The 25,567-nt window shown below is 73.3% G+C and carries 26 protein-coding genes; 12 read left to right on the top strand and 14 right to left on the bottom strand.

Features of this window, described 5'->3' with window-relative positions; translation table 11 throughout:
• Positions 1 to 69 precede the first annotated feature (69 nt).
• Positions 70 to 231 (top strand): hydrophobic protein, encoded by a 162-nt coding sequence (locus tag WDV06_RS06930; RefSeq protein ID WP_395508754.1) that lies wholly within the window; start codon positions 70 to 72, stop codon positions 229 to 231.
• 58 nt (positions 232 to 289) lie between these two features.
• Here the strand turns inward: WDV06_RS06930 and WDV06_RS06925 are convergent, their stop codons facing one another.
• Both WDV06_RS06925 and WDV06_RS06920 read right to left on the bottom strand, forming a co-directional pair.
• Positions 290 to 802, bottom strand: a complete 513-nt coding sequence (locus WDV06_RS06925) for a DUF3291 domain-containing protein (RefSeq protein ID WP_395508753.1) — start codon at positions 800 to 802, stop codon at positions 290 to 292.
• A gap of 32 nt (positions 803 to 834) precedes the next feature.
• Entirely contained in the window at positions 835 to 1,515 is a 681-nt protein-coding gene (locus WDV06_RS06920) for a helix-turn-helix transcriptional regulator (protein WP_395508752.1), read from the bottom strand.
• 95 nt (positions 1,516 to 1,610) lie between these two features.
• Between WDV06_RS06920 and WDV06_RS06915 the strand changes: the two genes are divergently transcribed.
• Positions 1,611 to 1,979 carry a VOC family protein gene (locus WDV06_RS06915; protein WP_395508751.1) on the top strand — a complete coding sequence of 123 codons (369 nt, stop codon included), beginning with the start codon at positions 1,611 to 1,613 and terminating at the stop codon, positions 1,977 to 1,979.
• A 139-nt stretch (positions 1,980 to 2,118) separates the two neighbouring features.
• Here WDV06_RS06915 and WDV06_RS06910 read toward each other — a convergent pair whose 3' ends face one another.
• On the bottom strand, positions 2,119 to 2,730 hold the full coding sequence (locus WDV06_RS06910; protein ID WP_395508750.1) for an SGNH/GDSL hydrolase family protein: 612 nt from the start codon (positions 2,728 to 2,730) through the stop codon (positions 2,119 to 2,121).
• A 273-nt stretch (positions 2,731 to 3,003) separates the two neighbouring features.
• Positions 3,004 to 6,504 carry a BTAD domain-containing putative transcriptional regulator gene (locus WDV06_RS06905; protein ID WP_395508749.1) on the bottom strand — a complete coding sequence of 1,167 codons (3,501 nt, stop codon included), beginning with the start codon at positions 6,502 to 6,504 and terminating at the stop codon, positions 3,004 to 3,006.
• Positions 6,505 to 6,730: 226 nt separating this feature from the next.
• Between WDV06_RS06905 and WDV06_RS06900 the strand changes: the two genes are divergently transcribed.
• Entirely contained in the window at positions 6,731 to 7,429 is a 699-nt protein-coding gene (locus tag WDV06_RS06900; protein WP_395508748.1) for a hemerythrin domain-containing protein, read from the top strand.
• Between the two features lie 42 nt (positions 7,430 to 7,471).
• Here WDV06_RS06900 and WDV06_RS06895 read toward each other — a convergent pair whose 3' ends face one another.
• The 3 genes from WDV06_RS06895 to WDV06_RS06885 form a co-directional block, all read right to left on the bottom strand.
• Complete coding sequence (locus WDV06_RS06895) at positions 7,472 to 9,001, bottom strand: glycosyltransferase (RefSeq protein WP_395508747.1); 1,530 nt, start codon at positions 8,999 to 9,001, stop codon at positions 7,472 to 7,474.
• Complete coding sequence (locus WDV06_RS06890; protein ID WP_395508746.1) at positions 8,998 to 9,159, bottom strand: hypothetical protein; 162 nt, start codon at positions 9,157 to 9,159, stop codon at positions 8,998 to 9,000. Before WDV06_RS06890 ends, WDV06_RS06895 begins: the two co-directional genes overlap by 4 nt.
• 142 nt (positions 9,160 to 9,301) lie before the next feature.
• Positions 9,302 to 10,213: a LysR family transcriptional regulator gene (locus WDV06_RS06885; RefSeq protein WP_395508745.1), complete on the bottom strand. Its 912-nt coding sequence runs from the start codon at positions 10,211 to 10,213 to the stop codon at positions 9,302 to 9,304.
• A 332-nt stretch (positions 10,214 to 10,545) separates the two neighbouring features.
• On the opposite strand from WDV06_RS06885, the gene WDV06_RS06880 reads away from it, so the two are divergent.
• Positions 10,546 to 11,175, top strand: coding sequence for a sigma-70 family RNA polymerase sigma factor (locus WDV06_RS06880; protein WP_395508744.1), 630 nt, complete (start codon positions 10,546 to 10,548; stop codon positions 11,173 to 11,175).
• A gap of 384 nt (positions 11,176 to 11,559) precedes the next feature.
• Complete coding sequence (locus WDV06_RS06875) at positions 11,560 to 12,564, top strand: hypothetical protein (protein ID WP_395508743.1); 1,005 nt, start codon at positions 11,560 to 11,562, stop codon at positions 12,562 to 12,564.
• Here WDV06_RS06875 and WDV06_RS06870 read toward each other — a convergent pair.
• Positions 12,518 to 12,904, bottom strand: a complete 387-nt coding sequence (locus WDV06_RS06870) for a hypothetical protein (RefSeq protein WP_395508759.1) — start codon at positions 12,902 to 12,904, stop codon at positions 12,518 to 12,520. The two genes, WDV06_RS06875 and WDV06_RS06870, sit on opposite strands and share 47 nt — an antisense overlap.
• A gap of 357 nt (positions 12,905 to 13,261) precedes the next feature.
• Positions 13,262 to 13,480: a hypothetical protein gene (locus WDV06_RS06865; RefSeq protein WP_395508742.1), complete on the bottom strand. Its 219-nt coding sequence runs from the start codon at positions 13,478 to 13,480 to the stop codon at positions 13,262 to 13,264.
• A 210-nt stretch (positions 13,481 to 13,690) separates the two neighbouring features.
• Between WDV06_RS06865 and WDV06_RS06860 the strand changes: the two genes are divergently transcribed.
• Both WDV06_RS06860 and WDV06_RS06855 read left to right on the top strand, forming a co-directional pair.
• Positions 13,691 to 14,206, top strand: a complete 516-nt coding sequence (locus tag WDV06_RS06860; RefSeq protein ID WP_395508741.1) for an Imm50 family immunity protein — start codon at positions 13,691 to 13,693, stop codon at positions 14,204 to 14,206.
• On the top strand, positions 14,193 to 14,588 hold the full coding sequence (locus WDV06_RS06855) for an Imm50 family immunity protein (protein WP_395508740.1): 396 nt from the start codon (positions 14,193 to 14,195) through the stop codon (positions 14,586 to 14,588). Before WDV06_RS06860 ends, WDV06_RS06855 begins: the two co-directional genes overlap by 14 nt.
• A gap of 2 nt (positions 14,589 to 14,590) precedes the next feature.
• On the opposite strand, the gene WDV06_RS06850 is transcribed toward WDV06_RS06855, so the two are convergent.
• A complete protein-coding gene (locus WDV06_RS06850) occupies positions 14,591 to 15,190 on the bottom strand; it encodes a TetR/AcrR family transcriptional regulator (RefSeq protein WP_395508739.1) in 600 nt (199 codons plus the stop codon).
• Between the two features lie 85 nt (positions 15,191 to 15,275).
• On the bottom strand, positions 15,276 to 16,166 hold the full coding sequence (locus WDV06_RS06845) for an SDR family NAD(P)-dependent oxidoreductase (protein ID WP_395508738.1): 891 nt from the start codon (positions 16,164 to 16,166) through the stop codon (positions 15,276 to 15,278).
• A 760-nt stretch (positions 16,167 to 16,926) separates the two neighbouring features.
• Here WDV06_RS06845 and WDV06_RS06840 point away from each other — a divergent pair.
• The 5 genes from WDV06_RS06840 to WDV06_RS06820 all read left to right on the top strand — a co-directional run bounded on the left by WDV06_RS06840 (position 16,927) and on the right by WDV06_RS06820 (position 22,322).
• Positions 16,927 to 17,448 carry a MarR family winged helix-turn-helix transcriptional regulator gene (locus tag WDV06_RS06840; RefSeq protein ID WP_395508737.1) on the top strand — a complete coding sequence of 174 codons (522 nt, stop codon included), beginning with the start codon at positions 16,927 to 16,929 and terminating at the stop codon, positions 17,446 to 17,448.
• Between the two features lie 125 nt (positions 17,449 to 17,573).
• Complete coding sequence (locus WDV06_RS06835; protein ID WP_395508736.1) at positions 17,574 to 18,035, top strand: hypothetical protein; 462 nt, start codon at positions 17,574 to 17,576, stop codon at positions 18,033 to 18,035.
• A 53-nt stretch (positions 18,036 to 18,088) separates the two neighbouring features.
• Complete coding sequence (locus tag WDV06_RS06830) at positions 18,089 to 18,955, top strand: NmrA family NAD(P)-binding protein (RefSeq protein ID WP_395508735.1); 867 nt, start codon at positions 18,089 to 18,091, stop codon at positions 18,953 to 18,955.
• A gap of 136 nt (positions 18,956 to 19,091) precedes the next feature.
• Positions 19,092 to 20,450 (top strand): ricin-type beta-trefoil lectin domain protein, encoded by a 1,359-nt coding sequence (locus WDV06_RS06825; protein ID WP_395508734.1) that lies wholly within the window; start codon positions 19,092 to 19,094, stop codon positions 20,448 to 20,450.
• A gap of 402 nt (positions 20,451 to 20,852) precedes the next feature.
• Positions 20,853 to 22,322, top strand: coding sequence for a hypothetical protein (locus WDV06_RS06820; protein WP_395508733.1), 1,470 nt, complete (start codon positions 20,853 to 20,855; stop codon positions 22,320 to 22,322).
• Positions 22,323 to 22,349: 27 nt separating this feature from the next.
• On the opposite strand, the gene WDV06_RS06815 is transcribed toward WDV06_RS06820, so the two are convergent.
• From WDV06_RS06815 to WDV06_RS06805, 3 genes are all read right to left on the bottom strand, one after another.
• Positions 22,350 to 23,129 (bottom strand): amino acid ABC transporter ATP-binding protein, encoded by a 780-nt coding sequence (locus WDV06_RS06815; protein WP_395508732.1) that lies wholly within the window; start codon positions 23,127 to 23,129, stop codon positions 22,350 to 22,352.
• The gene (locus WDV06_RS06810; protein ID WP_395508758.1) at positions 23,126 to 24,016 is read right to left on the bottom strand and encodes an ABC transporter substrate-binding protein; all 891 of its coding nucleotides are present in this window, start codon (positions 24,014 to 24,016) and stop codon (positions 23,126 to 23,128) included. Before WDV06_RS06810 ends, WDV06_RS06815 begins: the two co-directional genes overlap by 4 nt.
• 110 nt (positions 24,017 to 24,126) lie before the next feature.
• Entirely contained in the window at positions 24,127 to 25,284 is a 1,158-nt protein-coding gene (locus tag WDV06_RS06805) for an LLM class flavin-dependent oxidoreductase (protein WP_395508731.1), read from the bottom strand.
• Positions 25,285 to 25,567 lie beyond the last annotated feature (283 nt).

Below are 25,567 nucleotides of genomic sequence, written 5' to 3'. Positions count from 1 at the left end.
AGTTCGCGTGGAGTTCGCGTGCATGGGCGGCGGGGGGCCGGGCAGACGACGGCTCGGAGGTTGATAATCATGGTTCCCCTGCTTCTCGTTCTCCTGCTCGCGCTGATCCTCTTCGGTGCCGGTTTCGCGGTGAAGGTCCTCTGGTGGGTCGCCGTCGCGGTGCTGGTGCTGTGGCTGGTCGGTTTCGTCGCCCGTCCCCAGGGCGGTGGCGGCCGCTGGTATCGCTGGTAGCCGCATGCGACACGCGGTGGGGCCGGCTGCGGCGTGCGCGGTCATCCTGCCCCACGGGTCAGTTGACCGCTTCAGGCTGCGGGGCCGGCACGGCCGGGAGGTGCCCGGAGGCCTCGGCCGCGGTGTAGGGGGAGGCGAAGGTGAACGCACGCGGGGACGGCCCGTGGGCCCGCAGGTCCGCCAGCCGCTCCATGCCCTCGTCGACGGTGGGGAGGTGACCGGCGGGGACCCACCAGAGCACCAGGTGCGCCCGGACGTGCCGTTCGAACCATTCGCGGCGCCGCTGCATGGCCTCAAGGTGGCCGCTGCGGTAGGTGAAGTCCCACAGGGCTTCCCGGGTTTCCCACACCGACATGGTGACGATCACGTTCTCACCAGCGGGGCGCAGACCTGTGGCGTCGGCCGCGCCTTCCTCGGCGAGCCTCCACACGAAGCCGGGCGCGGCGTCGGCGGAGGCGTTGACCGGGTCGAGCAGCTCGACAAACGGCGCGACGCGCGGGTCGTCGAGGGGGTGGAGGAGCGTGGCGACGTTGAACTGGGCGAGGTGGGCGGCGGGCGCGGATGGGGTCATGGCCTCATCCCAGCACGCCCCTCTTTTCTATGTCAATCATTATTGTTTTTAGTAGACTCGACCACGACGCAGCAGTCGCCCGGCCGGGCGTCCATGCGTGCGCGGACGGGGCTGTCCGTGCCCAACAACCCTTCGAGCAGGGCGAGGTTCATGCCGCAGACGAGCGGTGGGAAGCGTTCGGCGACCACGTGGAAGGGGCAGTTGCGCATGCGGACGACGCGTGCGGCTCCCTCGGTCTCCCCCTGGACGCCTTCCAGACGGGGTTCGTACCCGCGGGCCGCCAGCATCTCGATCGCCTGGTCGAGTCCTGCGCAGGGGGCGGCCGAACCGCGCAGGGACTCCCCCCGGCGCCGGGCGGCGGCGCGGAGCCCGTCGTCCAGCCCGGCCTCCTCGGCGGCCTCGGCGAGCAGTTCGGCGGCCGTGCGGTAGTCGCGGGCGGGGAGTGAGACCGAGTGCTCGGTTCGCGTCCGCGTGTACACCTTGGCGGGGCGGCCCGCCCCCGGCCCCGAGCGGCCGGTCAGGCGGCGGCTGCCACTCTCCAGCAGGCCGGCTTCGACCAGCCGGTCCAGATGGTGCGCGGCGAGCGTGCGCGCCACCCCGGCCGCCTCGGCCGCCTCGTTGCGGCCGACCTCGCGGCCCTGCGCCGCCACGTACTCGTACAGGCGGCGCCGCACCGGATCCTGCAGGGCCGCAATCGCGTCGATGTCCTCCACTTGCCCATTCTACGAACAACACGGATTGGAGATAGAACGGCGGACCGCCTCTATGGTGTGCATCGCGGACGTCCACTGATCGGCCCGGAGGTGCCATGTCCCTGCAGATGAAGCTGTGCGCGATCACGCTCGACTGCTCTGATCCGCTGGCTCTGGCGGCGTTCTACCAGCAGGCCACCGGCCTCGAACCCCACCCGAAATCCGACGCCGACTTCGCCGGTCTCAACGGCGAGGGCGGACTCTTCATCGGATTCCAGCGAGTCGACGGCTACCGGCCTCCCCGCTGGCCCGACCAAACCGTTCCTCAGCAGTCGCACCTCGACTTCGCGGTCGATGACCTGGACGAAGCGGAGAGCCGGCTGCTTGAGCTGGGAGCGGGCAAACCTGACCATCAGCCGAACGAGGACAGGTGGCGGGTCCTCACCGATCCGGCCGGGCATCCCTTCTGTCTGGTCAGAGGCTGAGGGACGCTGCCGCCGACTGAGCGCCCCCACGTGGACGGGACGGCCCGCCACCTCGTCCATCCGGGCCCGGCGTGACCGTGCACGCCCCATGGTTCGGCGGGCAAGGAGGGCGCGGCTGACAGCTCCGGGGCGGCGTGGCTCAGTAGCGGGGCGTCATGGGCCCCAGGCCCAGGGCCCGCAGGGTGTGTTCGGCCATCTGGAGGTGGCCGGCGGCGTTGGGGTGGGCCGGGTCGTCGAGCCAGGAGATGGGATCGGCGTCGCCGAAGTGCGCGCGCCAGTGGGCCTCGTGGTCGACCAGCAGGGACCCGGTCTCCTCGGCGATCTCGCGTACGGCCTGTGCGTACGCCGGGAGCCGGCCCCGAGCCTCCCGGCCGGCCACGCTGACCAGCACCGGCGTGTGCAGGACGGTCTGGGTCTGCGCTCCCGACCGGTCGATGATCCGTCGCATGGCGTCGCGGAACTCCGGCAGCCCCGCCAGACCGGCCCGCGCATCGTTGGTGCCGAGCGAGAGGGAAAGGACGTCGGGCGCGAAGCGGCCGATGAGGTGGTCGTACGAGCCGAGCACGTCCACGGCACGCCAGCCGGACACACCGCTGTTGACGACGATGTCGGTCAGGCGGTCCAGCTCCCACCTGATGCGTTCCTGCAGGTGCTCCACCCAGCCGCGTGCGCCGTGGGTGTGCAGTACGGCCTGGGTGATGCTGTCCCCGGCGGCCACCCACGTCATGGGCTGGGCAGACAGGCGGATCATTGCGTCCTCCTCGATGGTCACGGCTTTCCAAGATCACACGCATAACGCACGCACCCGCCGCGACCTTCCCCCGGCCGCCGGTCTCGGGGCGCCGGGTCGTCCCGTTCCCGAGCCCTCGACCTCACCCGCGGCATCCGCCGGCGCCTGGGCTGCCGGCCCTGCGATGGCGGACAACCGGTCCGCCGGCGACAGACACCGCCCCACCACCGCCCGGGCCCGTTCCCACCCCGCTCCCGGACCACGTCCACCAGCTTCGCGAGCCGGTGCTTCCGCTCAGAACGCGAACGTGCGGTGGCGGCCGAGTGACGTCGCCAGTTCCGCAGCGGCGCGGCGGGCGGCTGCCGCGTGGTGCGGGGCGTGCCAGGCCAGCGCGACGCGCTCGGCGCGGGCGTACGCCTCGGCCGCCGCCGCCTCCTCACCGAGCAGCCGGTACAGATCTCCCAGCGGGTGGGCCAGCGGCCGGGAGGCGTAGGCGGCGCCCGCCGCGCCCCCGAACTGGTCCCGGAGCGGGAGCAGATGCCGGACCAGCAGCCCGGCTGCGGACAAGTCCCCGCACAGGACCGCCAGTTCGCTCCGGTAGTCCAGTTCGATGCCGTACAGGTGGTCTGTCACCGGCGCGGTGGGGAGGGAGATCGCCCGTGCCTCGTCCAGCCTCCCCTGACGGGCCAGAACGAGGGCGTGTGCCACGGCCACCGGGGCGCCGACCGCCTCGTGAACCTCGCGGATGCTCCGCTCGATGTCCGCCGTCCGCCCCTGGGTGAACCGGATCGTCCACAGGCCCAGCGTGCGCGGCCCGTTCGCGTGGTGCGCTCCCACCCGGCTGAACAGCTCGTCGGCCTGGGCGTAGCGTTCCTCCGCCTCGGTGAACCGCCCCGTGATCGCGGCGAGCATGGCCTGGGTGGTGGCGTTGATGCCGCGCGCCCACAGCATCTCGTACCGGTCGGCGAGGTGCAGTCCCTCGCTGGTGTGCCGGTTGACGCCCGCCGGGTCGTTGCGGCTGGCGGCCGTCATGGCGTCGAGGTGCTCGCACACCCACCGGTACGCGGGCAGGTCGTGCTCGCAGGCCAGGAGGCGCAGTCGGGCGACGAGGGGGTCCCGTTCCCGAGCGTGGTGTTCGAGGGGAAGCAGTCTGGCGGAGGTCATCAGGGCGGCGGCCAGCAGTTTCGGCTCCCCGGAGGCGCGGGCCAGCGCCAGCTGCGCGTCGGCCGCTGCCCGGGCGCGCGTGGCGTCTTCGCCGGCCACGGCGTCCGCCAGCACCTGGAGGACCCTGGCCCGGGTCTCCTCGTCGAGCGAGCGGTCCCCGGCCAGCCGCTCCAGCCTGGCCAGCGCCGTCCGGTCGAAGAGTCCTTCCAGCCGGCTGCGCCAGGGGGAGGGCTCGGTCCAGGCTCCGTAGACGGCGGCTACCAGGTCGTCGCGCCGGGCCCGCACCGCCAGTTCCACGGCGCGCCGGCGGGTGTGCCGGGCCGCGTCGGTGGCGCCTGCGCGGATCTGGGCGCCGAGCAGGCGGACCAGCAGGCCGACGGTCGCGTCCGGTGCCGCGTGCGGGTCGGTGGCGGCCGCCGCGTGCACGTCGATGGCCTGCGTGAGCAGGCCGACGGCAACGTCGTGCGCGTATCTCCGCTCGGCCAGCTCGGCCGCGCGCAGGGCGTAGTCCACGGCCAGCGGCGCGTTGGCGGTACGGCCGGAGCGGGCGAAGTGGTGGGCCAGCGCCGCCAGGTCGTCGGGGCGATGGCGGCGCAGGACCGCGGCGACGCGGTCGTGCAGCCGGGCCCGGCGCACGCCGGTCAGACCGGTGTAGACCGTGTCCCGTACCAAGGCGTGCACGAAACCGACCCTGCCCGGACCCGGTTCGGTGAGCAGGTCGGCCGCGAGCGCGGCGTCGAGTCCTGCCAGGACCGTCTCCTCCTCCGCGTCGGCCGCCTCCACCAGCAGCGCCACGTCGGCTTCCGCGCCCATGACGGACACCAGGCGCATGGCTGCGAGCGCGGCGTCCGGCAGCAGCGCCAGCCGGCGACGCAGGACGTCCCGGACGCCTTGGGGGACTTCCGAGAGGGCGACGAGTTCGCCTTCGCCGGCCAGGAGCCGTGCGCTCTCCCACACGTAGAACGGGTTGCCTCCGGTACGCGCGGCGATCGCGGCCAGGGTGGCCGGGGCCACCGCGGTACCGCACACCGTGGTGACGACGGTGGCCACGGCGTCGGCCGGCAGCCCGCCCAGCGCGATCCGGTGCGGCGGGCGCGGGGCGAGCTGGGCGAGCGTCTTCGCCAGCCGGTCGCCCACCTCCGACGGCCGGTAGCAGGCGACGGTGAGCAGGGGCACGCCCACGGCTGCGCCCGCTGCCTCCAGCAGCGCCAGTGTCTCCGCGTCGGCCCGGTGGAGGTCCTCCAGCAGCACGGCGAGCGGCCGCTCGGCAGCCGCGGCGGACAGCCAGGCGGTGAACGCCCGGTGCATGCGGAAGCGGCCGGCCGTGGCTTCGTCGCGGGTGGCGGCGGGCGCTGCCGCCGGCTCGTGCAGCAGGACGGCCAGCTCGGCCGGGGCCGCGGGCTCGGCCCGGCGGGCGAGCGCGCCCAGCGCCTCGACCCAGGCCCAGGCGGGCGGCGCCCCCTCGTGTGCGGGGCAGCGCCCCACCACCACCGTCCAGCCGTCGCTCGCCAGCCGGTCGGCGAGCCGGCTGAGGAAGGCCGATTTGCCGGCGCCGGCCTCTCCGGTGACCAGCATCACGCCCCCGCCCGCCCGCGCGGCGCGCGCGGCGGCCTCGGCGGTGCGCAGTTCCTCCTCCCGGCCGAGGAACAGCCTCCCCGCGTCGGCGCCGGGCCTCCCCGCGTCGGCGCCGGGCCTCCCCGTGTCCGCGCCGGGCCTCCCCGTGTCCGCGCCGGGCCTCCCCGTGTCCGCGCCGGGCCTCCCGGCGTCCGCGCCGGGCGTCGGCGCCTGCGCTCCGCCGGCGTGGGCGCCGTTCAAGGCGACCGGACCTGACGCCGAGGACGGGACGGACGTTCCGGGGGCCGTTGACGTCTCGGCGCGCAGGACGTCCAGGCGCTGTTCCAGGATGGCCCGCTCGACGCTGCCCAGCACGGGAGAGGGATCGCAGCCCAGTTCCTCCCGGATGACGGCCCCGGCCCGGCGCAGCGCGGTCAATGCGTCCGCCTGCCGCCCGCAGGCCCAATGGGCGAGCGCGAGCAACCGCCACCCTTCCTCCCGCAGCGGCTGCGCCGCCACCAGGTCGGCGGCCGCCCGTGCCGCCTCGGCGGGGGACCCGGTACGCAGGTCGGCTGCCGCAGCGAGCTCACGGGCGTCCGCCAACAGCCCGGTCAGCCGGGCCGCTTCCGGTGCGGCCCAGTCTTCGTCGGCGTGTTCCTGGAACGCCGGCCCCCGCCAGCAGGCCAATGCGTCGGCCAGCAGTTCCCGCGCCTGCGGTGCCGGAACCTTCCGGGCCTGCTCCAGCAGCCCCTCGAAGTGCCAGGCGTCCACCGCTTCACCCGGCAGCCGCAGCGCGTACCCCGGCACGGAGGTGACGAGCAGGCACGCGGGGGCGCGGGGCGGTCGCTCCGGTTCCAGCAGTCGGCGCAGGTTGGACACGTAGGTGTGCAGGGAGACGAGGGCCTTGGCGGGCGGGGTGCCGCGCCACAGGTCCTCGGCAAGCCGGTCGACCGAGACCACGGCGCCGCGGGCGACCAGCAGCCGGGCCAGCACGGCACGCTGCCGCGGGGCTCCCAAGGGGACGGCCGTACCCTTCGTCCCGGCTTCCAGGGGACCCAGCGCTCGTATCTGCAACACGCCCGTGAATCTACCGGAGATGGCTGGGACGCCCGCTGGACAGAAGGTAAACGCCCCTGCTCAGAGGGGGTGTGGCACGAGGGCCGGCCGAGCGACGGCGACAGTGGGGGCCGGGCGGACTGCGGGCACCCGCCAAGTCGGCACCAAGTGGGTGGGAAGTGAACGCCAAGAGGCGGTCGGCACGCTGCTCCCTCCCGATCCGCCGACGATCCCGGAGCAGTCAAGCGTGTCCTCCAGCCGCACCCCCGGCCCCGCCCGCCCGTACACCCACGAGATGGTCGTGGTGCACCGGGTCTTCCGGCGCGAGTCGGCCCTTCTCCCCCGGCTGGTACGGGCCGTACCCGACGGCGACACGCAGCGCGCCGCCGTCGTCGGCGCGCACCTGACCGAGTACGTCACCGGCTTGCACCACCACCACACGGTCGAGGACGAGACGATATGGCCGCTCCTGCGCGAGCGTGCCGACGCCGTCGCCGCCGGCGCGGACGTCGTCGTGCGCATGGAGGAGCAGCACGCCCGCATCGACCGGACCCTGAGCGAGGTCTCCGCCCAGGCCCCCGCCTGGCGGCTGACCGCCGACCGGTCGGCCGCGACGGAACTGGCAAGGGTCCTGGAAGAGCATCGCGCCGCACTCCTGGAGCATCTCGACGACGAGGAACGGCTGGTCCTGCCCCTGGTGGAGCAGCACTTGTCGGTCGCCGAGTGGGACGCGGTGGGCCGCCGCGGACTGGAGACCGTTCCCAGGGACAAGCTCATGCTGGCCCTGGGGTCGCTCCTCGAAGACGCCGACCCGCAGGAGCGTGCCTACTTCCTGGACAAGGCGCCCCTGATCGGCCGGCTGCTGTGGCGGGCCTTCGGCAGGCGCCAGTACGCCGCCGCCTGCCGGGCCCTGCGCGCCCCTCTCCACGGAGGCACGCGGCAGTGACCGCCCTCGCATCGGGGCCGCTCGACGCAGAGGGCGCACGTTTCACGGTGTCAGGGCCGGGGCGGCCGCTCCTGGCTCTCCCGGATGCTGTAGCCCGACTTCGACGCTGTCGCGGGTGCCCCAGCGGTTGATCCGGTGGCAGGTGGCCATCGCGTAGAGGTACATCGGCCGCAGGACGACCGCGCGCCAGAGGGCGGCCACGGGGGCCAGGGCGAACAGGAGGAGGGCCTGACGTGTGGTCATGTCCGAGCGCCGCACGGTGAACAGGCGCAGGGCCATCAGGTAGCTCATGACGGTCGCGATGGCCACGCCGGAGAGGAACAGTGTTCCCAGGTGGCCGCGCAGGTCCGGCTGGGCGAGGACCGCAACGGGGATGGCGAGGCCGAGCAGTACGTGGACGTATTCGGCGACGGTCGTCCAGAAGACGATGCCGGTGGCGGGGAGGTAGCGCAGCCACCACAGGTGGCGCACGGTGGTGCCGCGCATCCAGCGCATCTGCTGGCGCAGGTAGTGACCGGGCCGCTCCGGGGCGAGGGTGAACACCAGGGAGGACGGCTGGTGGACGGTGTCTCCCGCCAGCAGCCCGTAGAAGGTGAGCATGGAGTCGTCGTTCATCTGCATGGGCCGGCCGCGGAACGTCTCGTTCTCGTAGACGCCGGCCGCACCCCTGACGATCTCCGCCCGGTAGAAGGCGAGGGTGCCGGAGTTGATCGTGACCCGCCCGAGGACGGACTGGGCGCTGCGCAGTCCACGGGTGAACGGCAGGTAGAGCAGGTTGATCATCCTGGTCAGGGCGTTGGCGTCGTGGTTGAGGACGAGGACCTGGCCCGCGACGGAGGTGACCCGCGGGTCGGCGAAGGGCTTGAGGCCCTCTTCGACGGCGTGGAGGTCGAGGACGGAGTCGCTGTCGAGGGTGACGAAGACGTCGGCGTCGTCGTGGGCGAGGACGGTCATCTGGGCGTGGCGCTTGCCGCGGTTGGGTGTGCGGTTCCAGGTCACTTCCGGCATGCCGGGGGTTCGGGTGCGCCTGAGGAGCTCGGCGCGGACGTCGTCGTAGGTGAAGGGGGCCCCGTCATCGTCGACCGACCCGTCGTCGACGACGTGGATCCGCTGTACGGGGCGGGTCTGGCGCAGGACCGAGTCGAGGCAGGCCCGCAGGGCCTGGGGGTCCTCGTTGTAGACGGGGATCTGGACGGTCACGGTGAGGGCGTCGAGGGCGGGACGGGCGGCGGGTGCGGCCGTCCTGGGCCGTTCGAGCCAGGATACGGGCACCCACCACAGCAGCAGGAAGGAGACCAGCCAGGCCAGGGCCATGCCACCGGGCTGCCCGCCGGTCCATGAGGCGGCCACGCTCACCGTGTGGGCGATGCCCCAGGCCAGGAAGGCGATGAGGGGGACGGCGGCCAGGAGGGCCAGGGTCCGCGGGCGGACGTGGCGGGCGCGCGGCGGGTCCGGGACGGGGGACGGGGAGGGTGCGGGGGCCGCGGGGCCGTCCGGGGTGTGGAGGGGGGCGGCCCCGGCGGCGGCATCGGTGGGCCGGGCCGTTCCGGAGGGGCCGGGGTGGGGGGTCACCGCTCCACCGGCCCCTTCTGGCGGCGGAACGCCAGGCGTACCAGCAGGGCTCCGAGGACCACGGTGGCGATGCTCGCGCCGACGAGCCACAGCTGGCCGGTGGCCAGGCCGGTGGCCGCGAGGGTGCCGCCGGGGGCGGTGGCGGATGCGTAGGGCATGGGGTCTTCCTTCGGATGCGAGGGTTTCTCGGACTCGGGCGTGGTGGGAGGGCGGACGTCGTTGCGGTTCGGCTGGTCGTGCGACGGCCGACGGGTCGGTTGGGGCGGTGCCTTCAGCGGGGTGGTGGCCGGGTGGGCCGCTTTACGGGCGGGGCAGGCAGGCGATGGCGCAGAGGTCCCGGGCGGGGCCGACGGGCCGCTGCCCGGCGGGCCAGACGGCCCGCAGGCGGCGCCGGATGCGCAGTCCGGACACGGTGACGGCGGTCAGGGTTCCGGCCGCCAGGTCGTGGGCGACGGCCAGCGAGCTCACCACCGCGGGGCCCACTCCGCCCATGGCGGCGTTCTTGATCGCGGTCGTGGAGGCGAGTTCCAGCAGGGGTGCGGGCGTCCAGCCGGGTGCCTGGGCCTTCACCGCCTGCTCGAACGCGGTACGGGCGCCGGAGCCCTGCTCGCGCTGGATCAGCTCGGCGGACGCCAGCTCCTCGACCGTGATCGCCGTACGGCCGGCCCACGCGTGCCGGGGTGCGACCACGACCAGCAGTTCGTCCTGCGCCACCGTTCTGCCGGCCAGCCCCCTGGGGACCCGGGGGCCCTCGATGAAGCCGATCGGGAACCTGCCTTCGAGGACGGCTGCCGCCACTTGCGCCGAATTGCCCGCGTCCAGCGCCACGGCGAGGTCGGGGCTCCGCAGCCGCAGGTCCTTGAGCCAGCGCGGAAACAGGTACTCCACGATCGTCTGGCTGGCGACGACGCTCATCTGTGAGCTGTGCTGCTCGCGCAGGGTCGCCAGGGCGGCGTCCATGCGTTGCGCGGCCTCGATCACGTCCTGTGCCAGCGTCGCCACCAGCGTCCCGGCGGGGGTGGGTCTGGAGCCCAGGGCGGAGCGTTGCAGGACGGGGGCGCCGACCAGTTGTTCCAGGTAGCGGATGCGGGAGCTGACCGAGGGCTGGCTGATGTGGTGGGCCTGAGCGGCCCGGCCGAGGCTGCCGAGCTCGATGACGCTGAGGAGGAGGTCGAGGGCGGGGAGGTCGGGTACTCGGGGCGAGATGCGCATGAAAGGTGCCTCGTCGTCGGTGGTTTCGCCCGGCCTTCGGAAGGCACGGTTCGTCGTGTCCGCGCCCCCTCGCGGGTGGCGGACCGGGTCGGCTGCTCGGGGCTCGGCCGCTCGGCGCGGCCGCTCGTGCTGGGGGCTCGGCGGTCGGGTGCTCGGACAGGGCGCCCGTCGCGGAACGGCTGCCGTCGGGCGCCGCCGGCGTGGAGGCGCGGTGTCCACGGGGCCAGGGCCCCTCTCCAGCTAGCCATGCCTCATCCGGATAGGTCAAATCCGGATGAATGGCCGCCGGGCGCCAACTGGATACGACACGTCCGGATGAATACGGTGGCGGAATGGCGGCTGAGCAGCAGAATCCGGAGACCACGCGGGCCCACGGCGGCCCGCCGGACTTCACAGGTCCCCTGTCACCCCCGCCGCCCCTGCCGGACCTGGTGGGGGCCCCGGGGACCTGGGTGCGGGAGGAGCTCGCCCACGGCACCTTCGAGGCCTGGCACTTCTTCCGCCACGGATCGGCGGGCTCCGCGCCCACCCACGTGTTCATCCAGCCGGTCGCGAACGGGGACCCCGCCGCCGTCGCGCGAGGGGTGACCACGACGGTCCTGCGGGAGGTGCGGCCCGCGGAGGCCGCCGAGGCAGCACGCCGGGGGCACCGGACGGGGCAGGCCGAGAGGTATCCGCTCGCCGAGCGCGTCGAGGAACTCCTGCGGACGCCGGACCGCCCCACCGAGGCATACCTCGCGGCGGTCGCCCTGCGTTACGAACGCCTGGCGGATGCCGGCAACCGCTCCCCCGTGCGCAGCCTGGTGGAGATCACCGGCCTGCCGCTCGGAACCGTCAAGTCACACATCCAGCTCGCCAGGAAGAGAGGCCTGCTGGAAGCGGTCGGGGCGAAGGCGGGCGGCCGGGCGACCGCGCGGGCGCACGCTCTCGTGGCGGCGGCGGAGCCGGGAGACGGCGGCTGACGGCCCCCGGGCCACCGCCGTGCCGCAACTCCGGAAAACTCGTCCCGTATCCACCCGCACCGTTTCCGTTTCCATCTCCATGACGGCGGCCACGTCCGGCCCGGCCGGCCGGGCCGCCTCGTCCTCGTTCCCCGAGCTCCCGGGGCTTCGGCCAGCATCGCCGCCGCGGCATCCCCTGCCCAGGGGGGACGGGCCGATGCGTCCATAGACCCGTCCTATGCGAAGCGGCCCGGCCGACACGCCCCCGGCAACCGGCAACCGGCAACCGGCACGCATCGACTCGGCCTATGGGCCCATCGGGCCAACCGCCCTACTGCCGGACGCCCTCCCGGCCCGAGGGTGAGCGGGAAGCACACCGCACCATGGAGGGACGAAGAAGTGAACGTGACGCACATGGCCGTGGCCACCGCGGTCGCGGCGATGGCACCGGCAGCCCTCGGGGCCGCCCCTTCGACCGCGGCCGAGCGGTCCGACACCGGGGCGAACGTGCCGGACCGGGCTCCCGCGGCCGACGTCGGGTCACCGGCCGAGGGGGACGCACCGTCCGCGCCACCGGTGGGACCCCCGGAGGAGGGGACGCCTGCCCCCGTGCCCCCGGCTGCCACTCCGGCGCCGCCGCCCCTCACCGCCGCGCCGAAAGCCCCGGTCCTGGGGCTGGAAGGCGTGCCGGAGTCGTTCGAGGCGGGCGGGGGATGGGGAGCGTTCTCCGTCACCGTGGCCCACTCCGCCGGCAGCGAGGCGGAGCTCTACAGCCTCGTCCTGAGCGTCGGATCCACCGGACAGGTGGCCGAGCGGGACATCCGGCTCCAGGCCTTCCTGGAGGGAGCCTGGCACGACCTGTCGTTCATCCCGGCCGGGGGCGAACCCATCGCGTACATCGCACGGAACGTCGCGGTCCCGACGGACGTGCTCACCATCCCCGTACGCGCGAGGTTCAGCACGCAGGCCGCGCTCACGGACATCTACTTCATGTGCGGCGGCAGCAGCATGACGCATGAGGACATCCGTTCCGCCAGCACGTACGCCTGGTCGGAGATCGTCGCTCCGTCCGAAGGAGGCGAGGATCCCGGGAACGGCGAAGACCCCGGCGAGGGTGAGGACCCGGGGCACGGCGCCGGCCCCGGGGAGGGCGGCAGCGCCGGGGACGGTGGCGGCCCCGAGGACGGTGGGGGCCATGCCCCGGGCGACACCCCCGCCGGTCAGGACCACGGCGGAGGGGTCGCCGTCTCCGTGCACGCTCCCGGCGGCACAGGCCGTCTTGCGGAGACCGGGGCCGACGGCCGTGATACCGGTCGGCTGCTGGGTATCGCCGCACTGGTGACGGCCGCGGGGGGCGGGCTGCTCATCGGAACCGGCAGGCACCGGCGCCGCCGCGGACGGGCTTCCTGACGCCCATCCGGCACCGGCCCGCTCCGGCCGCTCGGGCCGAGCGCGGCCCGTTCGGCTCGAAACGCGGGCCCGTGGCCGGGCGGTCCGGGCCGTCCACGGTAGGTACTGACGGCGAGTCATCGTGCCGTCGGGGGACGGGCTCATCGTGGGTCGGGCCGGCCGCGGACATGATGGCCTGCCAGGGGGCGGCGTCGAAGACGAGCTTGATCGAGGTGATCCGGCCGTCGCGCAAGCGGAAGTGCTCGGCCGTGTGCTGGGTGATGCCGACGGCAGGGGCGGTGTGGACGTCGTAGACCAGGGTGGCCTCGGTCTCGCCGTACAGCTCGCTGATCAGCTCCACGCCGGTGACGATGCCGTCGAGGTGGCCGGTGGGGCTGTCGGAGGTGACGAAGGGGCTGCGGAAGCGGAGGCCTCGTGGTAGGCCCGGACCGTGCGTCGGGTGGCTGCGGAGGCTGTGTCGGTGGGCATGGGGTGCTCCGTCGTCGTCGGTCGCGGAGGCGGGCGAGGTCGTCTTGGGTGAAGCCCTGGAAGACGGCGGCCACGGCGCGTTGCGTCGGCTGCCGGAAGGCGTCCCGCCAGTCGCGGCCGGCCGGGGTGATCGTGACTCGTACCGACCGGCGGTCGCGCGGGTCCTGGGCCCGCCGCGCCAAGCCGTCACGTTCGAGGGTGTCGACCATGCCGGTGACGTTGCGGGAACTCACCCCCGCCGCGCGAGGACGTCGAGCGCCCCCGCGCTGAGCCCACGTCCCCCCGCACCGTGCGACCCCAGCCGGTCGACCGCCTGCGAGGCCGACCGGACGGCTGCGGCCGTCTCCATCGTGCGGGTGTCACCGCCTGCCGAGAACACCTGCAGGGAGTCCCGGACGCCGGGGTCGTAGAGGGAGCCGTCCGGGTCACGGGGTGTCGAGGGCGACACCACCAGAGCCCGTCGCCACGCAGGCCCCATGCCGTCTCCGGGACCACCTCGCCGGGACGCGTCAGTCTCGTGCCGGGGCGATGTGATCGGACCGTGGGCGGGCGGTATCCTCCCAGCTCAAGTGCACTTCCTCGGTCTCCCTGCGCCGCCTCGGGCGAGGAGTCGCCGGTCTTGCCGGGTACGAAGCACCCAGAGCGGAGGGGTCCGCCCATGTCAGCCGACGGATGGCCGGAGTTCTTGGTCCACTCCGAGCGGTTCACCGCGCTCTACAGCGAGCTGCCGGCACTGGAGGGCCTGGTTCTCAGATCGGTGCACCTCGGTCCGTACGGTCCTGCTGTGACGTTGCGGGTCGAGCTTCCCCGCTTCCCCGACCTGGCTCCGCAGGACTGGACCGAAGCCGGCTGTGACCGTTTCGAGGCCCAGATCGAGTTCCTCGCGGTCGAGGACCTTCGGATGCGGGGCGTCCCGCACAGCACCGTGGTCGACATCGAGTTCGGTTCCCGGGTCCGGACGCCGGAGCGCCGGATCAGGATCGCGGTGAGCGGTCCGCAGGTCGCGCTGGGTTTCACCGCGCACGCCCTCAAGGTGGGCCGTCTCAATGCCTATCGCTCCGGCACCGAGGGTCCTTACACGGCTCGGCGGTGGTTCGTGAGTCCCCTTGACCGGCGCCTGCACCAAGGGGTGCTGCCTCCCACGACCGCGAAGGTGTTCTATGAGCGGGCCTGACTGGTCTGCCGGGGTGGCCGGCTCCGAGGCGCTCCGTGACGTCCTGGGCTCACCTCCACCACCGCTCACCGACTACCACCTCGACTCCGTCCTGGTCGACGAGCGCGAATCGTCGGTCACCTTGAGGTTTTCCGCGTTCGGCGTCCCGGCCGGTGCCGCCGGGCTGTGGCGGGCCCGGGGCCACAACGCGGTCGAGTTCGTTCTGGTCTGCGTGGGCGTGACCAACTTCGAGGTGGACGGCTGGTCCGGCCGGCCCTTGACCGTCGCCAGGCTTGGCCGCCGAACCGTCGTGCTCGCCGGCCAGGACGGGCGCGTGTCCTTCGAGACCGACGAAATCCGTGCCCAGTACCCGGTCGGAAGCCTGCGGAGTCGGGCCGAGTGACCTCAGCCCGACGGCAGACGAGGATCAGCCTCGGTCCCCGTCGCCTGCAAGCCTTCGAGGAGGGCGGTGAGGTAGCGGTGTGCGGTGTCGATCCGGTCGGCGGGGGTGCCGCCGTGGACGCCCACGGCGTGGGCGATGCCGCACATGAGCGGGACGAGGTCGGCGGCGGTGAGGTCCGGGCGGATCACTTCGGCGTCGCGGGCCCGGGCGAGGAGGGTGGCGCCGGCCGACGCCAGTGACTCCTTGAGTTCCGTGGTGCGCGGCACGGCGTCCGTGGCCGCGGCGGCGACGGGGGGCAGGGCGGCGTCGGTGACCTGCGCCTCGACGGTGCGGAAGAGGAAGCCCGTCAGGCCGCGCCAGGGGTCGGCGTCGGCCAGCGCCTGCCGGCCGTGGGCGGCCAGGTCCTCCAGGCACGGCGCGGCGACGGCCTCCAGCAGCGCCTCGGGCGTGGCGAAGTGACGGTAGACGGTGCCGACGCCGAGGCCGGCCCGGCGTGCGACGTCGTTGAGCTGCAACGGTGTGCCCTCGTCGACCAGGTCGCGGGCGACGGAGACGATCCGCTGCCAGTTGCGGGCCGCGTCCTTGCGTAGAGGGGTCGTCATGAGGCCATGGTAATCGGATGGTTCATCCGAATGGTTCCGCCGCCCGCCGCCGGGTTCCCTCGCCGCCGCGCCGCCCGTCGGACGCTCAGGCGGGGGCGAGCGGCGCGTGCCGTTCGCTGAGTCGGCGTACGGCTTCGGCGACGCGGGGGTCGGCCGCCGCGCGGTGCGGGGCGACCGGGTGCGCCTGGGCGCCGATGACGATGCCGGTTCGGCCCGTCAGGCTCTCGTCGGTGGCGGCCGCGATGGAGGGCCTGGCTGCCACGGACGCCGGCCCTGAGGTCGAGCGCTCGAAGGTGCGGCGCACCAGGGGCCACAGCAGCCGCAGGGCGGGCGAGACGATCTTCGGGTCGGTCATGGTGCCGTTGGTCATGTCGGTCGCGGCCCCTCCGGGATCGGCGGCGAAGACCGAGACGCCGGTGCCGTCCAGTCGGTCCGCCAGGTCCAGGGTGTAGGCCAGGTTGGCGAGCTTGGCGCGGCCGTACCAGTGGAAGCCGTAGTAGCCGCCCGGCGGCTCGACGGCGTCGAAGACGCGCTTGGCCAGGGCGACCGCACCCGAGGTCACGTTCACGATCCTGCTCGGCGCACCGGCCGCGAGGGTGGGCAGCAGCAGTTCGGTCAGCAGGTACGGCGAGAGGTGGTTGACGACGAACGACGCCTCGACACCGTCCCGGGTCTGGCGCTCGGCGAACATCGCCCCGACGTTGTTGACCAGCACCGTCAGTGGTTCGCCGGAGGCGGCGTGGTCGTCCGCGATCGTCCGGGCGAGCGCACGGACCTGGTCGAGCGAGGCGAGGTCCGCGGACAGGAACCGGGACGGGTGCACCGGGTCCGTCGCGTTGATCCGCTCGACGGCCTCGGCTCCCCGTTCGGCGTCCCGCCCGATCACCGTGACCGCGAAGCCGGCGACGGCCAGCCCCAGCGCCGTCTCCAGGCCGATGCCGGCTGTTCCGGCCGTGACCACTGCTGTCTTCTTCATGTGCCCCTCCACCCTGACAACCAATCGGATAGGTCATCCACTTCGTCGGACGGTAGCACAGATGCGGATGGACTATCCGCTTGAGGTCTCGGCGGCAGCGGCGGTGCGGCCGCCGACAGGAAGACAGCCGAGCGCCTGAGGAATGACGACGTGACGGCGACAGCTCGTGAGTCGGCCCGTCGATCCTGACGACAACGGCGCGGACCGCCGGCGAGCGTCGGCTGCACGCGCCTCAAGCCGCTCCACGCCATACCGCCGGGCGGAGGCTTCTGCCGCGCGCGGGGCGTCCGCCCGGCCGGCCCTGGCGAGAGTGGTTCCGGGGGCTGCGCGGGCCACGGCCGAAGGCGTCGAGGCTTTGCCGGTCGGTCAGGTGTCAAAGGCGCGCCGGCGGGCACGAGCGGGACCATGACCGTGATGCTGCTGCTCCTGCTCCCTCTCGGCCTCGCCCTCGTCCTCCTGGTGACCGCCGAGCCCCCGCGCCACAACCGACACCGCCAGCACTGACCTGCCCGGGCGAGGCCGCGGGCGCGAGGCGCCGCGCCGCCCGCCGCCCTGCCCGCGTCCACCTCCCCGCAGGTGGCAGCGCGTGGGAGGCGGCCGGTTCCGCGGTGGACACCGACCCCGGACCGTGGAACCCCACCCTGTTCGACCTCGCCGGCGGCGACGACCCGCAACTCCACGCCTGCCCCGCGTCCGTGGAGCATCCGCACCTGCTCTCGGCGGCTTGACCGGCAGATGGTTAGCTGCCATATTACTTCTCATGAGTGACGAGGACGCGAACCCCGGCGCTGCACCCACGCTCGAACAGGCGCGGAAGCAGATCGCACGGTACGGACTTGAGGCCGACCCGCAGGCGGTGCTCGTCGCGGTGCGCCTGATGGCCGCCGGGGCGCGCCTGGACCGGGCCTCCGAAGTGCACTTCGCGCGTTCCGGGCTGTCGACCGGACGCTACCGCCTCCTGGTGGACCTGGAGGACAGCGACGGGGAGAAGTCGCCGTCGCAGCTCGCGAAGAGCCTCGGCGTCTCGCGCGCCACGGTGACCGGCCTGGTCGTCGGCCTGGAGCGAGAGGGTCTGGTGGCTCGCCGCGCCTCGACGGAGGACGGGCGGGGCGCGGTGGTCGTCCTCACGGCGCGCGGCAGCCGGCGGTTGCACGACATGGCCGCGGACCACTTCGCACGGCTTGAGGCGCTGGTCGGCGGACTGGCCGCCGACGAACGCGGGCTGTTCCTCGACCTCCTGGAACGGATCACTCGGCGGATCGGCGCGCTGACCGCCGAATAGCGGCGGCATCACTTCCACGCGGGGGGGGGCGACCGCCTCGACCCCCGCGCGGCACCCTTTCTCACACCCTAGTAGTTAGCCCCCTAAGTATATAGTTAGCCAGCTTATTACCTTCGAGGAGTCATATGAGTCCCCCATCCGGAACCGTCCAGCGCGACTCCGCCACGCGTCCGTTCACCCTGTGGACGGAAGTCGCGACCGCCTATCTGGCTCCCGCGCTCACCGCCGGGCTCGGCGGATTCCTCAGTGGGCAGCCCGCAGTGACCAGGGCGGCCTTCACCTCCATCGGAGCCACCTCGGCCGTGGTGGCCTGCATCGTCGGCGCATGGCTGCACCGCGGGGGCCGGCCCCGGCGGTGGACGACCTCGATGCCGCGACCGCTCCTCACCCTCGGACTCGCCATCACAGCGGTCGCCATCGCCGGCGTGGCCGGATGGTTCGCATCCGACTGGCTGCCGTCGCACACACCGGTGCCCGATGCCGGATGGCTGAAGCGGCTGCGGATCGACCTGCCGCTGTCGGCCGGCCTGGCCACCACCATCGTCACCTGGCGCTGGCACGGCACGACGTCCCGGCAACCGACCTGACCCAGCCCCTTCCCCTCGATTCTCCCGACCCCTCACCCGCGAGAGGCAACACTGTGATCACCATCATCGGCGCCACCGGCGCCACCGGAAGCGCCCTGCTCCAGCGGCTCATCGCACTCCAAGTCCCCTGCCGCGCCGTCAGCCGCACCCCCGACCGTCTGCGCGCCGCCATCGGCGCGAACACGCCGGTCGAGATCGTCGGTGCGGACGCCGCCGACCCCCGGACGCTCCGCGACGCCTTCGAGGGATCCACCCAGCTGTTCCTCTCCATGGCCAACAGCCCGCGCCAGGCGGAGCTGGAGACCAACGTGATAGACGCCGCGGCCCACCGCGGGGTACGGCACGTGGTCAAGCTCTCCGCCCCGGCAGCCGAGCCCGACTCACCGGTGGCCATCTCCCGCAGCCACTGGCGGATCGAGGAACACCTGGCCGCCACCGGAATGACGGCCACGCTGCTCCGGCCCTACGCCTTCATGCAGAAGCTGCTCCTGAACGCCCCCGCCATCGCCGAGGGCGTACTCATCGGAGCCATGCGCGAAGCACCCTGCAACTACATCGACGTCCGGGACATCGCCGACGTCGCCGCCGAGACCCTCCTGCGCCCCGGCCTCGCCGGGGCCACCTACACCCTGACCGGCCCCCAGGCCTTCAGCAACCCCGAACTCGCCCGCCTGCTCGGCGAACTGACCTGCCGCCCCGTCCGCGCCATCGACCTGCCGCCCAGCGAGTTCCGCAACCACCTCCTGAACACCGCACACATGCCGCCCTGGCTCGCCGACCACGTCGTGGAGATCCAGCAACTGGCCATCACCCGACCGGAATCCCCCAACGACACCATCGAGACCCTCCTCGGCCGCCCCGCCAGGACCCTGCACACCTTCCTCCGCGAGCACCTCCACGCGTTCACCACGTCCGCCTGACGGACCGCCCGACCGGCCGGTCCTGGCGGAGCGAGCCGCCCCCACCTCTCCTATCATCTGATCAACTCCCGGTCCGGGCCCCGTTGGTGGCTCCGGACCGGGGGCTTTCACGAGAGGCAACGGGGATTTGGCATTCATGGGCAAGTACCGGAAAGCAGTGATGGCGGCCTGTGCCGTGGCGGCGGTCGCGGGCGGCGGGCTCCTCGCCCCCACGGCCTTCGGTACCGAAGGCACTGAAGGCGGCGAAGGCACCGAGACCGTGGTGGAGGCCGCTGCGTCGGAGGCCGCCGAAGCGGTCACGATCCCGCGGGTCGAGGACGCGTTGGACGCCCACGCGTCGGACTCCGCCACCTCCACCAGCGACAACGCGGCCTTCAAGGACGGCGTGATGACGCCCGGCGGGCCGGTGGCGGCCGCACCGCGGTCGGGTGTCGCCGCGGGCGGCGCCACCAGCGCGCCCTCGGGCACGGGATGGAAGCTGAGCGGGGCCACCAGGTGGCTGGCGACCGGCTACACGATCAGGTTCTACGACCAGAAGTCCGCGGACTGGCTCGCCCCGTACGCGAAGGCCACGGCCGCCGACCTCCAGCGGATCACCACGCTGCCGGTCACCGTCGACACCAAGCCCGTGGGCTGGGAGCACGTCCGGCTCAAGGGCGAGGTGATCGTCGGCGTGCTGCACCGGCCGTGCGTACCGCCCGCCGGCGAGGGCAGCATGGGCAGCACCGGCTGGAAGGTGGTCCGCGACGGGTCCGGAACGGCCAACCTCAGCTGCGGTTTCACCAGTTCCTCCGTGCCGGAGACGGTGACCAGCGGACACGCCTACATCGACGACTCGTTCTTCACGGCGCAGGGCAAGCCCACGGCCGAGATGGGCGAGACGTACATGAGGAACCACATCAGCCACGAGCTCGGTCACACGCTCGGTCTCACCCACGCCAACCGCAGCCTGACCAAGGGCGACTGCGTCAAGGGCACCGACTCCGGGGAGTTTCCGGTGATGTGCTCGCCGACGTACGCGTACCAGGACAAGCGGGCGGGCACGTACGTCCAGCAGTTCGACGTCCAGGGGCTGCGGCTGCTCGCCGCCGGGGCCGGCGCCGCGCTGCCGCCGCAGGGCAAGGTGACGGGCCTGGGCGGCAAGTGCCTGGACGTCAAGGGCGGCAAGGCGGCCAACGGCACGCAGATCCAGCTCTACACCTGCAACGGCTCGGTCGCCCAGTCGTGGATCCTCGGCAAGGACGGCACATTCCGCGCGCTGGGCAAGTGCCTGGACGACTCGCGCAACCTGACCGCCAACGGCAACAAGATCCAGCTGTACGACTGCAACGGCAGTGCCGCGCAGCGCTGGACGGTCAACGGCAAGGGGCAGATCGTGCACGCGGCCTCCGGCAAGGTGCTCGACGTGACCGGCGGCAAGACCGACAACGGCACGCCGGTACAGCTGTACGCGGCGGGCGGCGACAAGCGCCAGGTCTGGGTCGCGCCCAAGTAGGAGCGACGTCGGTCGCCACGGAGCGCCCGCGCGGGTGCCTGGCAGGGTCCTGCGCGGGTGGGGCGGCGCGCCGCACGGGGCGTGATGTGTTGCCGCCGTGCTGCGGGGACGTGAACGGGATGAACAAGCCGTGGCGGGCGGCCGCGGAAGGATCCGGACCGGGCGGGCAGCGGCTAACGTCCCCGTGTCAGAGCCGTTCCGGGGAGCGACCGCCCCGCGGGACCGGGCCCGGCCGCACCATCGGCCGGCGCCTCGCCCGCCGGCCCCGCAGCGCCGGGCACACCCGCGCGCCCGCCTCCGATCCGGGCACGCCGCACCGTGCGCGGCCCTTCGTCGCGAACGGGCGGCCCGCGCCGCAGCCCCGTGCGCTCCCCTCCAGTCCCGAGGACCAGGACACCCTTGATGCCGTACTCCCTGCCCACGGGCGGGCGCCTCGCCGCGCTCGCCCTCTCCCTCGCCGTGACCCTCGGCGCCACCGGCCTCACCGGGGCCCCCGCCTCCGCCGCCACGCCCGCGGCGTCCGCGTACGGACCGCAGCCCCCGCAGAACCCCTTCACCGCGGCCAACGGCGCCGCGACCATGCACGGCGACAGCGCATCCAGCGGCACCACGGCCTCTCCCGGGCCCGGAACCGCCGCCGTCGACTACTCGCGCACGGCGCTCGCCTCCGCCTGCCCCACCGTCGTCGTGGGCGGCGACGGATACGTGGTGGCGCTCTGCACCACCATCTTCGGCCGGACGCCGACCGTCCACCTGCTCGACCCCGCCACGGGAGCCGACCTGGCCTCCCTCGCCCTGCCCAAGGGCAGTCTCTTCGGCGGCGTCTACGCCTACCTGGACAACGAGGACCGGCTCGTCGCCGTCGACGGGAACCACAACCTCCTGCGCATCGGGCACCACCGCGCCGGAGGCGCCTGGACCCTGTGGGTCGACCAGTCCACCCCGCTCGGCGACGCCGTCCCCGCAGGGGACGACATCGTCGGCCTGACCCCCGACTGGGACGGCAGGGTCTGGTTCGCCACCAGCGGCGGCGTGATCGGAACCGTCGACACCGGCACCGGGGCGGTGCGCAGCATCCGTACCGGTGAGGGCGTCCAGAACAGCATCTCCACCGTGCCCGGCCGCACCGCCGTGGCCACCGACCACGCCCTCTACCTGCTGTCCGCCGCTCCCGACGGTACCCCCGTCGTGGACTGGCGGGCCGCCTACGACCGGGGTCCGGCCCGCAAGCCGGGCCAGCTGAGCTGGGGCACGGGCACCACCCCGAGCTTCTTCGGGCCGGGCGACGGCACCGAGTACGTCGCCATCGTCGACAACGCCGACCCGCACGGGAACCTGCTCGTCTACCGGGCGGACGGCGGACCGGACCCGATCTGCCGGATCCCCGTGCTCACCCAGTACGCACGCAGCGGCACCGAGGACGCCGTCATCGCCACCGGGCGCAGCGTCTTCGTCACCAACACCTACGGCTACCCCTACCCGGCCCTGCCCGAGGGCGCCCCGGCCAGCCGGCCCTCCTCCGCGAACTTCGACGGCGGTCTCAGCCGCATCGACGTCAACGCGCAGGGGACCGGCTGCGACGTGGTGTGGAACAGCCCGGTGAAGTCCGCGGCGCTGCCCCGCCTCTCCCTGGCCGACGGCCAGATCTACACCGTCTCCGTGACCGGGCCGACCGGCAGCGCCGGCCTCAACACCTTCGCCCAGTACCACCACTCCGTCATCGACCCGGCCACCGGCGCCCAGACCGCTTCCTCCTTCCTGGGCATCGGACTGGTCTACAACCCGCTCCAGATGCGGGGGACGGCCGCCCCGGACGGCACCCTCTACCAGGGCACCGAAACGGGGGTGGTCCGGATCTCCAGGCGCCGCTGACCCGCGCCCGGCCCGCCGCGCGGAGGGTCAGACGGCCTTGGCGAGGAAGGCCCGGGTGCGCGGGTGGCCCGGGTCGTCCAGGACGGCGGCGGGCGGGCCCTGTTCGACGACGGCCCCGCCGTCCATGAACACGACGGTGTCGGCGACCTCGCGGGCGAAGCCGATCTCGTGCGTCACGACGATCATGGTGGTGCCCGCCCGGGCGAGGTCCTTGATCACGTCGAGGACCTCGCCGACCAGCTCCGGGTCGAGCGCCGAGGTGGGCTCGTCGAAGAGCAGGACCCGCGGTTCGAGGGCGAGGGCCCGGGCGATGGCCACGCGCTGCTGCTGGCCGCCGGACAACTGCCGGGGGCGGGCGTCGGCCTTGTCGGAGAGGCCGACCCGGTCGAGCAGCCGGCGGGCCGTCGCCTCCGCCTCCCGCCGCGGGCGCCCCAGCGCGGAGACCGGGGCCTCGACCAGGTTCTCCAGCACGGTGAGGTGCGGGAAGAGGTTGAAGTTCTGGAAGACGAACCCGATGCGGGTGCGCTGCCTCAGCACCTCCTTCTCCTTCAGCTCGTACAGCTTGCCGCGGTGCCTGCGGTAGCCGATGAGGTCGCCGTCGACGCTCACCCAGCCGCGGTCGACCTTCTCCAGGTGGTTGATGGTGCGCAGCAGGGTGGACTTCCCCGAGCCGGAGGGGCCGAGGACGACGGTGACCTCGCCGGTCCGGACGGTCAGGTCGATCCCGCGCAGCACCTCCAGCGGTCCGTAGTTCTTGTGGACGCCGCGTACGTCGACCATGACGTCGTTCACGGGTGCGCTCCTCATGTGTGCTCGGCGGGGTTGATCCGGGCGGCCTCGACCGCGGAGGCTTCGGTGCCCCACTTCTTCAGGATCCGCGCGTAGGTGCCGTTCTTGATCAGCTCGTTGACCGCGGCCTGGACGGCCTGGGTCAGCGGGGAGTCCTTCTTGAAGGCGAAGCCCACGTCGAGGCGGTGGTATTCGCCCAGGAAGGTGGTCTGCGCGGCGGGCTGCGCGGCCTGGTGGCGCAGGCCGTTGATCGTCGACATGACGACGTCGATGCGGCCCTGCTGGAGTGCGGTGGTGACGGCTCCGGGTTCGGAGAAGACCTTGACCTCGTAGGGCTTCTTGCCGGCGGCGGTGCACACGCCCTTGCTGTCGGTGAGGGTCTTCTCGAAGGTGGTGCCCGCTCCGGTGCCGACGGTCAGTCCGCACAGCTGGACGAGGTCGGTGATCCGTGTGGTCAGCCGGGTGTTGCCCGTCTTGACCGCGAAGCCCTGCCCGTCGTTGATGTAGGTGACGAAGTCGACGCTCTTCAGGCGTTCGGCGGTGACGCCGAAGTTGCCCGTGCCGAGGTCGTACTTGCCGCTGCCGAGGGCGGGCAGGATCGTCTCGAACGAGGCGCCCTGCCGGTCCGGTTTCACGCCGAGGACCTTGGCCACCGCGTCGGCGATGTCGATGTCCTGTCCGGCGGGCGGTTTGTCCTGTCCGTTCGGATAGTACGCCGAGGGTGGGGATCCGATGGAGCTGCCGATCCTCAGGGTTCCCGTGCGGCGGACGTCGGCGGGGAGCAGGGCGGCGACCGCGTCGACGGTCCGTACGTCGGCCACGGGGTCGTCGGCCGGCGGCCGGGCGGCGGCCTCGGCGCCCGTCGGCGCCGGGGTTCCGCCGGATCCGCAGGCGGTCAGCGCCATGAGGGGCAGGGCGGCCAGGGTGGCGGCCGTGCGCAGGGCGGTGCGCTTCGCGCTCCGGGGCGGGTCGCCCGGGCACGCCCTGCGTCTGCGCGGGGTGCGGTCGGCGGGGGTCATGCGCGCACCGCCGCGACGGCCCGGACGGGGGAGGCGGCGGGCCGCGCGGCCTCGCGTGCGGCGTCGCGCTTGGCGACTTCCTCGCGGACGAGCGGGATCACGTACCGGCCGAAGTCGATGGCGTCGTCCAGGAGGTCGTAGCCGCGGGCCGAGAGGATGTCGACGCCGAGGTCGTGGTAGTCGAGCAGGGCCTGTGCGACGGTCTCGGGGGTGCCGACCAGGGCGTTGGAGTTGCCGGCGCCGCCGGTGGCCGCGGCGGTCGGCGTCCACAGGGCCCGGTCGTAGCGCTCGCCCGCTTCGGCGATGGCGATCAGCCGCTGGGAGCCGGTGTTCTGCGGGGCCGCCGTCTCCGTGACCCCGCCCCGGTGGTGTCGTGCGGGGGCGGCCGCGCGCCGCTGCCGGATGGCGCCCAGGGTGCGGTGGGCCTTCTCCCAGGCCAGTTCCTCGGTGGGGGCGATGACGGGGCGGAAGGCGACCTGGATGCGCGGGACGTCGGTGCGGCCGGCGGCCTCGGCGGCCGCCTTCACCGCCTGGATCTGCTGGGCGGTCTTCTCCAGCGGCTCTCCCCAGAGGCAGTAGATGTCCGCCTCGGCCCCGCCCGCGGCGTAGGCGGCGGGTGAGGAGCCGCCGAAGGAGACGTCGGGGCGCGGCTGCCGGGCGGGGAAGACGTCGCTGACGAAGTCGTGGAAGCGGTAGTGCTCGCCCTCGTGGTCGAAGGGCTCGTGGGTGGTCCAGATCTTCTTGACGATCCGGATGTACTCGCGCGTGCGGGCGTAGCGCTCGTCCTTGGTGAGGGTGTCGCCCTCGCGGGCCTGTTCGTGGTCGTTGCCCCCGGTGATGAAGTGGACCGTCAGCCGGCCGTCGCTGATCTGGTCGAGGGTGGCGAAGGTCTTGGCGGCGTAGGTGGGGTAGGAGACGTTGGGCCGGTGGGCGAGCAGGAGCTGGAGGCGGTCCAGACGGGCGGCGATGTAGGCCGCCGCCGGCGCGGGGTCCGGCGATCCGGAGCCGTAGGCGAACAGCACCCGGTCCCAGCCGTGTTCCTCGTGTGCCCGGGCGAGCCGGAGCGTGTACTCCTTGTCGAACGCGGCGCCGGATCGCGCGGTGGTTTCGGAGGCGTCGTTGGTGGCGGCGATGCCGAGGAACTCCACGGGCATGGGGTGGCCTTTCGGAAGGACGGTGGTGCGCACACGGGCAGGGGTGGGCGTCGGCCCGGACGGCCGCCGACGGGGATGCGGACGCGGGGTGCCGCGGGGGCGTGACGACGCTGGGCGTCGGGGACTCGGGGGTCTTCGGGCGGCGGCAGCGCACGTCCGGGCGCACGCCGCCCCGCCGTGGCACGGCGGGTGGTGCGCGGGGATCTCGGCCCGCGACGGGGTCACCGAGGGAGGGAAGGGCCGATCAGGCAGCCCGCTGCCGCATCAGGCGCGACACGCGGCG

Source organism: Streptomyces racemochromogenes, assembly GCF_044129415.1.
Taxonomy (GTDB): Bacteria; Actinomycetota; Actinomycetes; order Streptomycetales; family Streptomycetaceae; genus Streptomyces; species Streptomyces racemochromogenes_A.
The sequence above is the reverse complement of the archived record's forward strand: the minus strand, read 5'-3'. Positions and strand labels throughout refer to the sequence as shown.

Excerpts from the sequence above, each read along its gene's own strand:
- WDV06_RS06930 (WP_395508754.1), top strand. The coding sequence starts at position 70 with ATGGTTCCCCTGCTTCTCGTTCTCCTGCTCGCGCTGATCCTCTTCGGT.
- WDV06_RS06925 (WP_395508753.1), bottom strand. The coding sequence starts at position 802 with ATGACCCCATCCGCGCCCGCCGCCCACCTCGCCCAGTTCAACGTCGCC.
- WDV06_RS06915 (WP_395508751.1), top strand. The coding sequence starts at position 1,611 with ATGTCCCTGCAGATGAAGCTGTGCGCGATCACGCTCGACTGCTCTGAT.
- WDV06_RS06910 (WP_395508750.1), bottom strand. The coding sequence starts at position 2,730 with ATGATCCGCCTGTCTGCCCAGCCCATGACGTGGGTGGCCGCCGGGGAC.
- WDV06_RS06890 (WP_395508746.1), bottom strand. The coding sequence starts at position 9,159 with ATGCCCTACGCATCCGCCACCGCCCCCGGCGGCACCCTCGCGGCCACC.
- WDV06_RS06885 (WP_395508745.1), bottom strand. The coding sequence starts at position 10,213 with ATGCGCATCTCGCCCCGAGTACCCGACCTCCCCGCCCTCGACCTCCTC.
- WDV06_RS06880 (WP_395508744.1), top strand. The coding sequence starts at position 10,546 with ATGGCGGCTGAGCAGCAGAATCCGGAGACCACGCGGGCCCACGGCGGC.
- WDV06_RS06860 (WP_395508741.1), top strand. The coding sequence starts at position 13,691 with ATGTCAGCCGACGGATGGCCGGAGTTCTTGGTCCACTCCGAGCGGTTC.
- WDV06_RS06855 (WP_395508740.1), top strand. The coding sequence starts at position 14,193 with ATGAGCGGGCCTGACTGGTCTGCCGGGGTGGCCGGCTCCGAGGCGCTC.
- WDV06_RS06850 (WP_395508739.1), bottom strand. The coding sequence starts at position 15,190 with ATGACGACCCCTCTACGCAAGGACGCGGCCCGCAACTGGCAGCGGATC.
- WDV06_RS06845 (WP_395508738.1), bottom strand. The coding sequence starts at position 16,166 with ATGAAGAAGACAGCAGTGGTCACGGCCGGAACAGCCGGCATCGGCCTG.
- WDV06_RS06840 (WP_395508737.1), top strand. The coding sequence starts at position 16,927 with ATGAGTGACGAGGACGCGAACCCCGGCGCTGCACCCACGCTCGAACAG.
- WDV06_RS06835 (WP_395508736.1), top strand. The coding sequence starts at position 17,574 with ATGAGTCCCCCATCCGGAACCGTCCAGCGCGACTCCGCCACGCGTCCG.
- WDV06_RS06825 (WP_395508734.1), top strand. The coding sequence starts at position 19,092 with ATGGGCAAGTACCGGAAAGCAGTGATGGCGGCCTGTGCCGTGGCGGCG.
- WDV06_RS06820 (WP_395508733.1), top strand. The coding sequence starts at position 20,853 with ATGCCGTACTCCCTGCCCACGGGCGGGCGCCTCGCCGCGCTCGCCCTC.
- WDV06_RS06815 (WP_395508732.1), bottom strand. The coding sequence starts at position 23,129 with ATGAGGAGCGCACCCGTGAACGACGTCATGGTCGACGTACGCGGCGTC.
- WDV06_RS06810 (WP_395508758.1), bottom strand. The coding sequence starts at position 24,016 with ATGGCGCTGACCGCCTGCGGATCCGGCGGAACCCCGGCGCCGACGGGC.
- WDV06_RS06805 (WP_395508731.1), bottom strand. The coding sequence starts at position 25,284 with ATGCCCGTGGAGTTCCTCGGCATCGCCGCCACCAACGACGCCTCCGAA.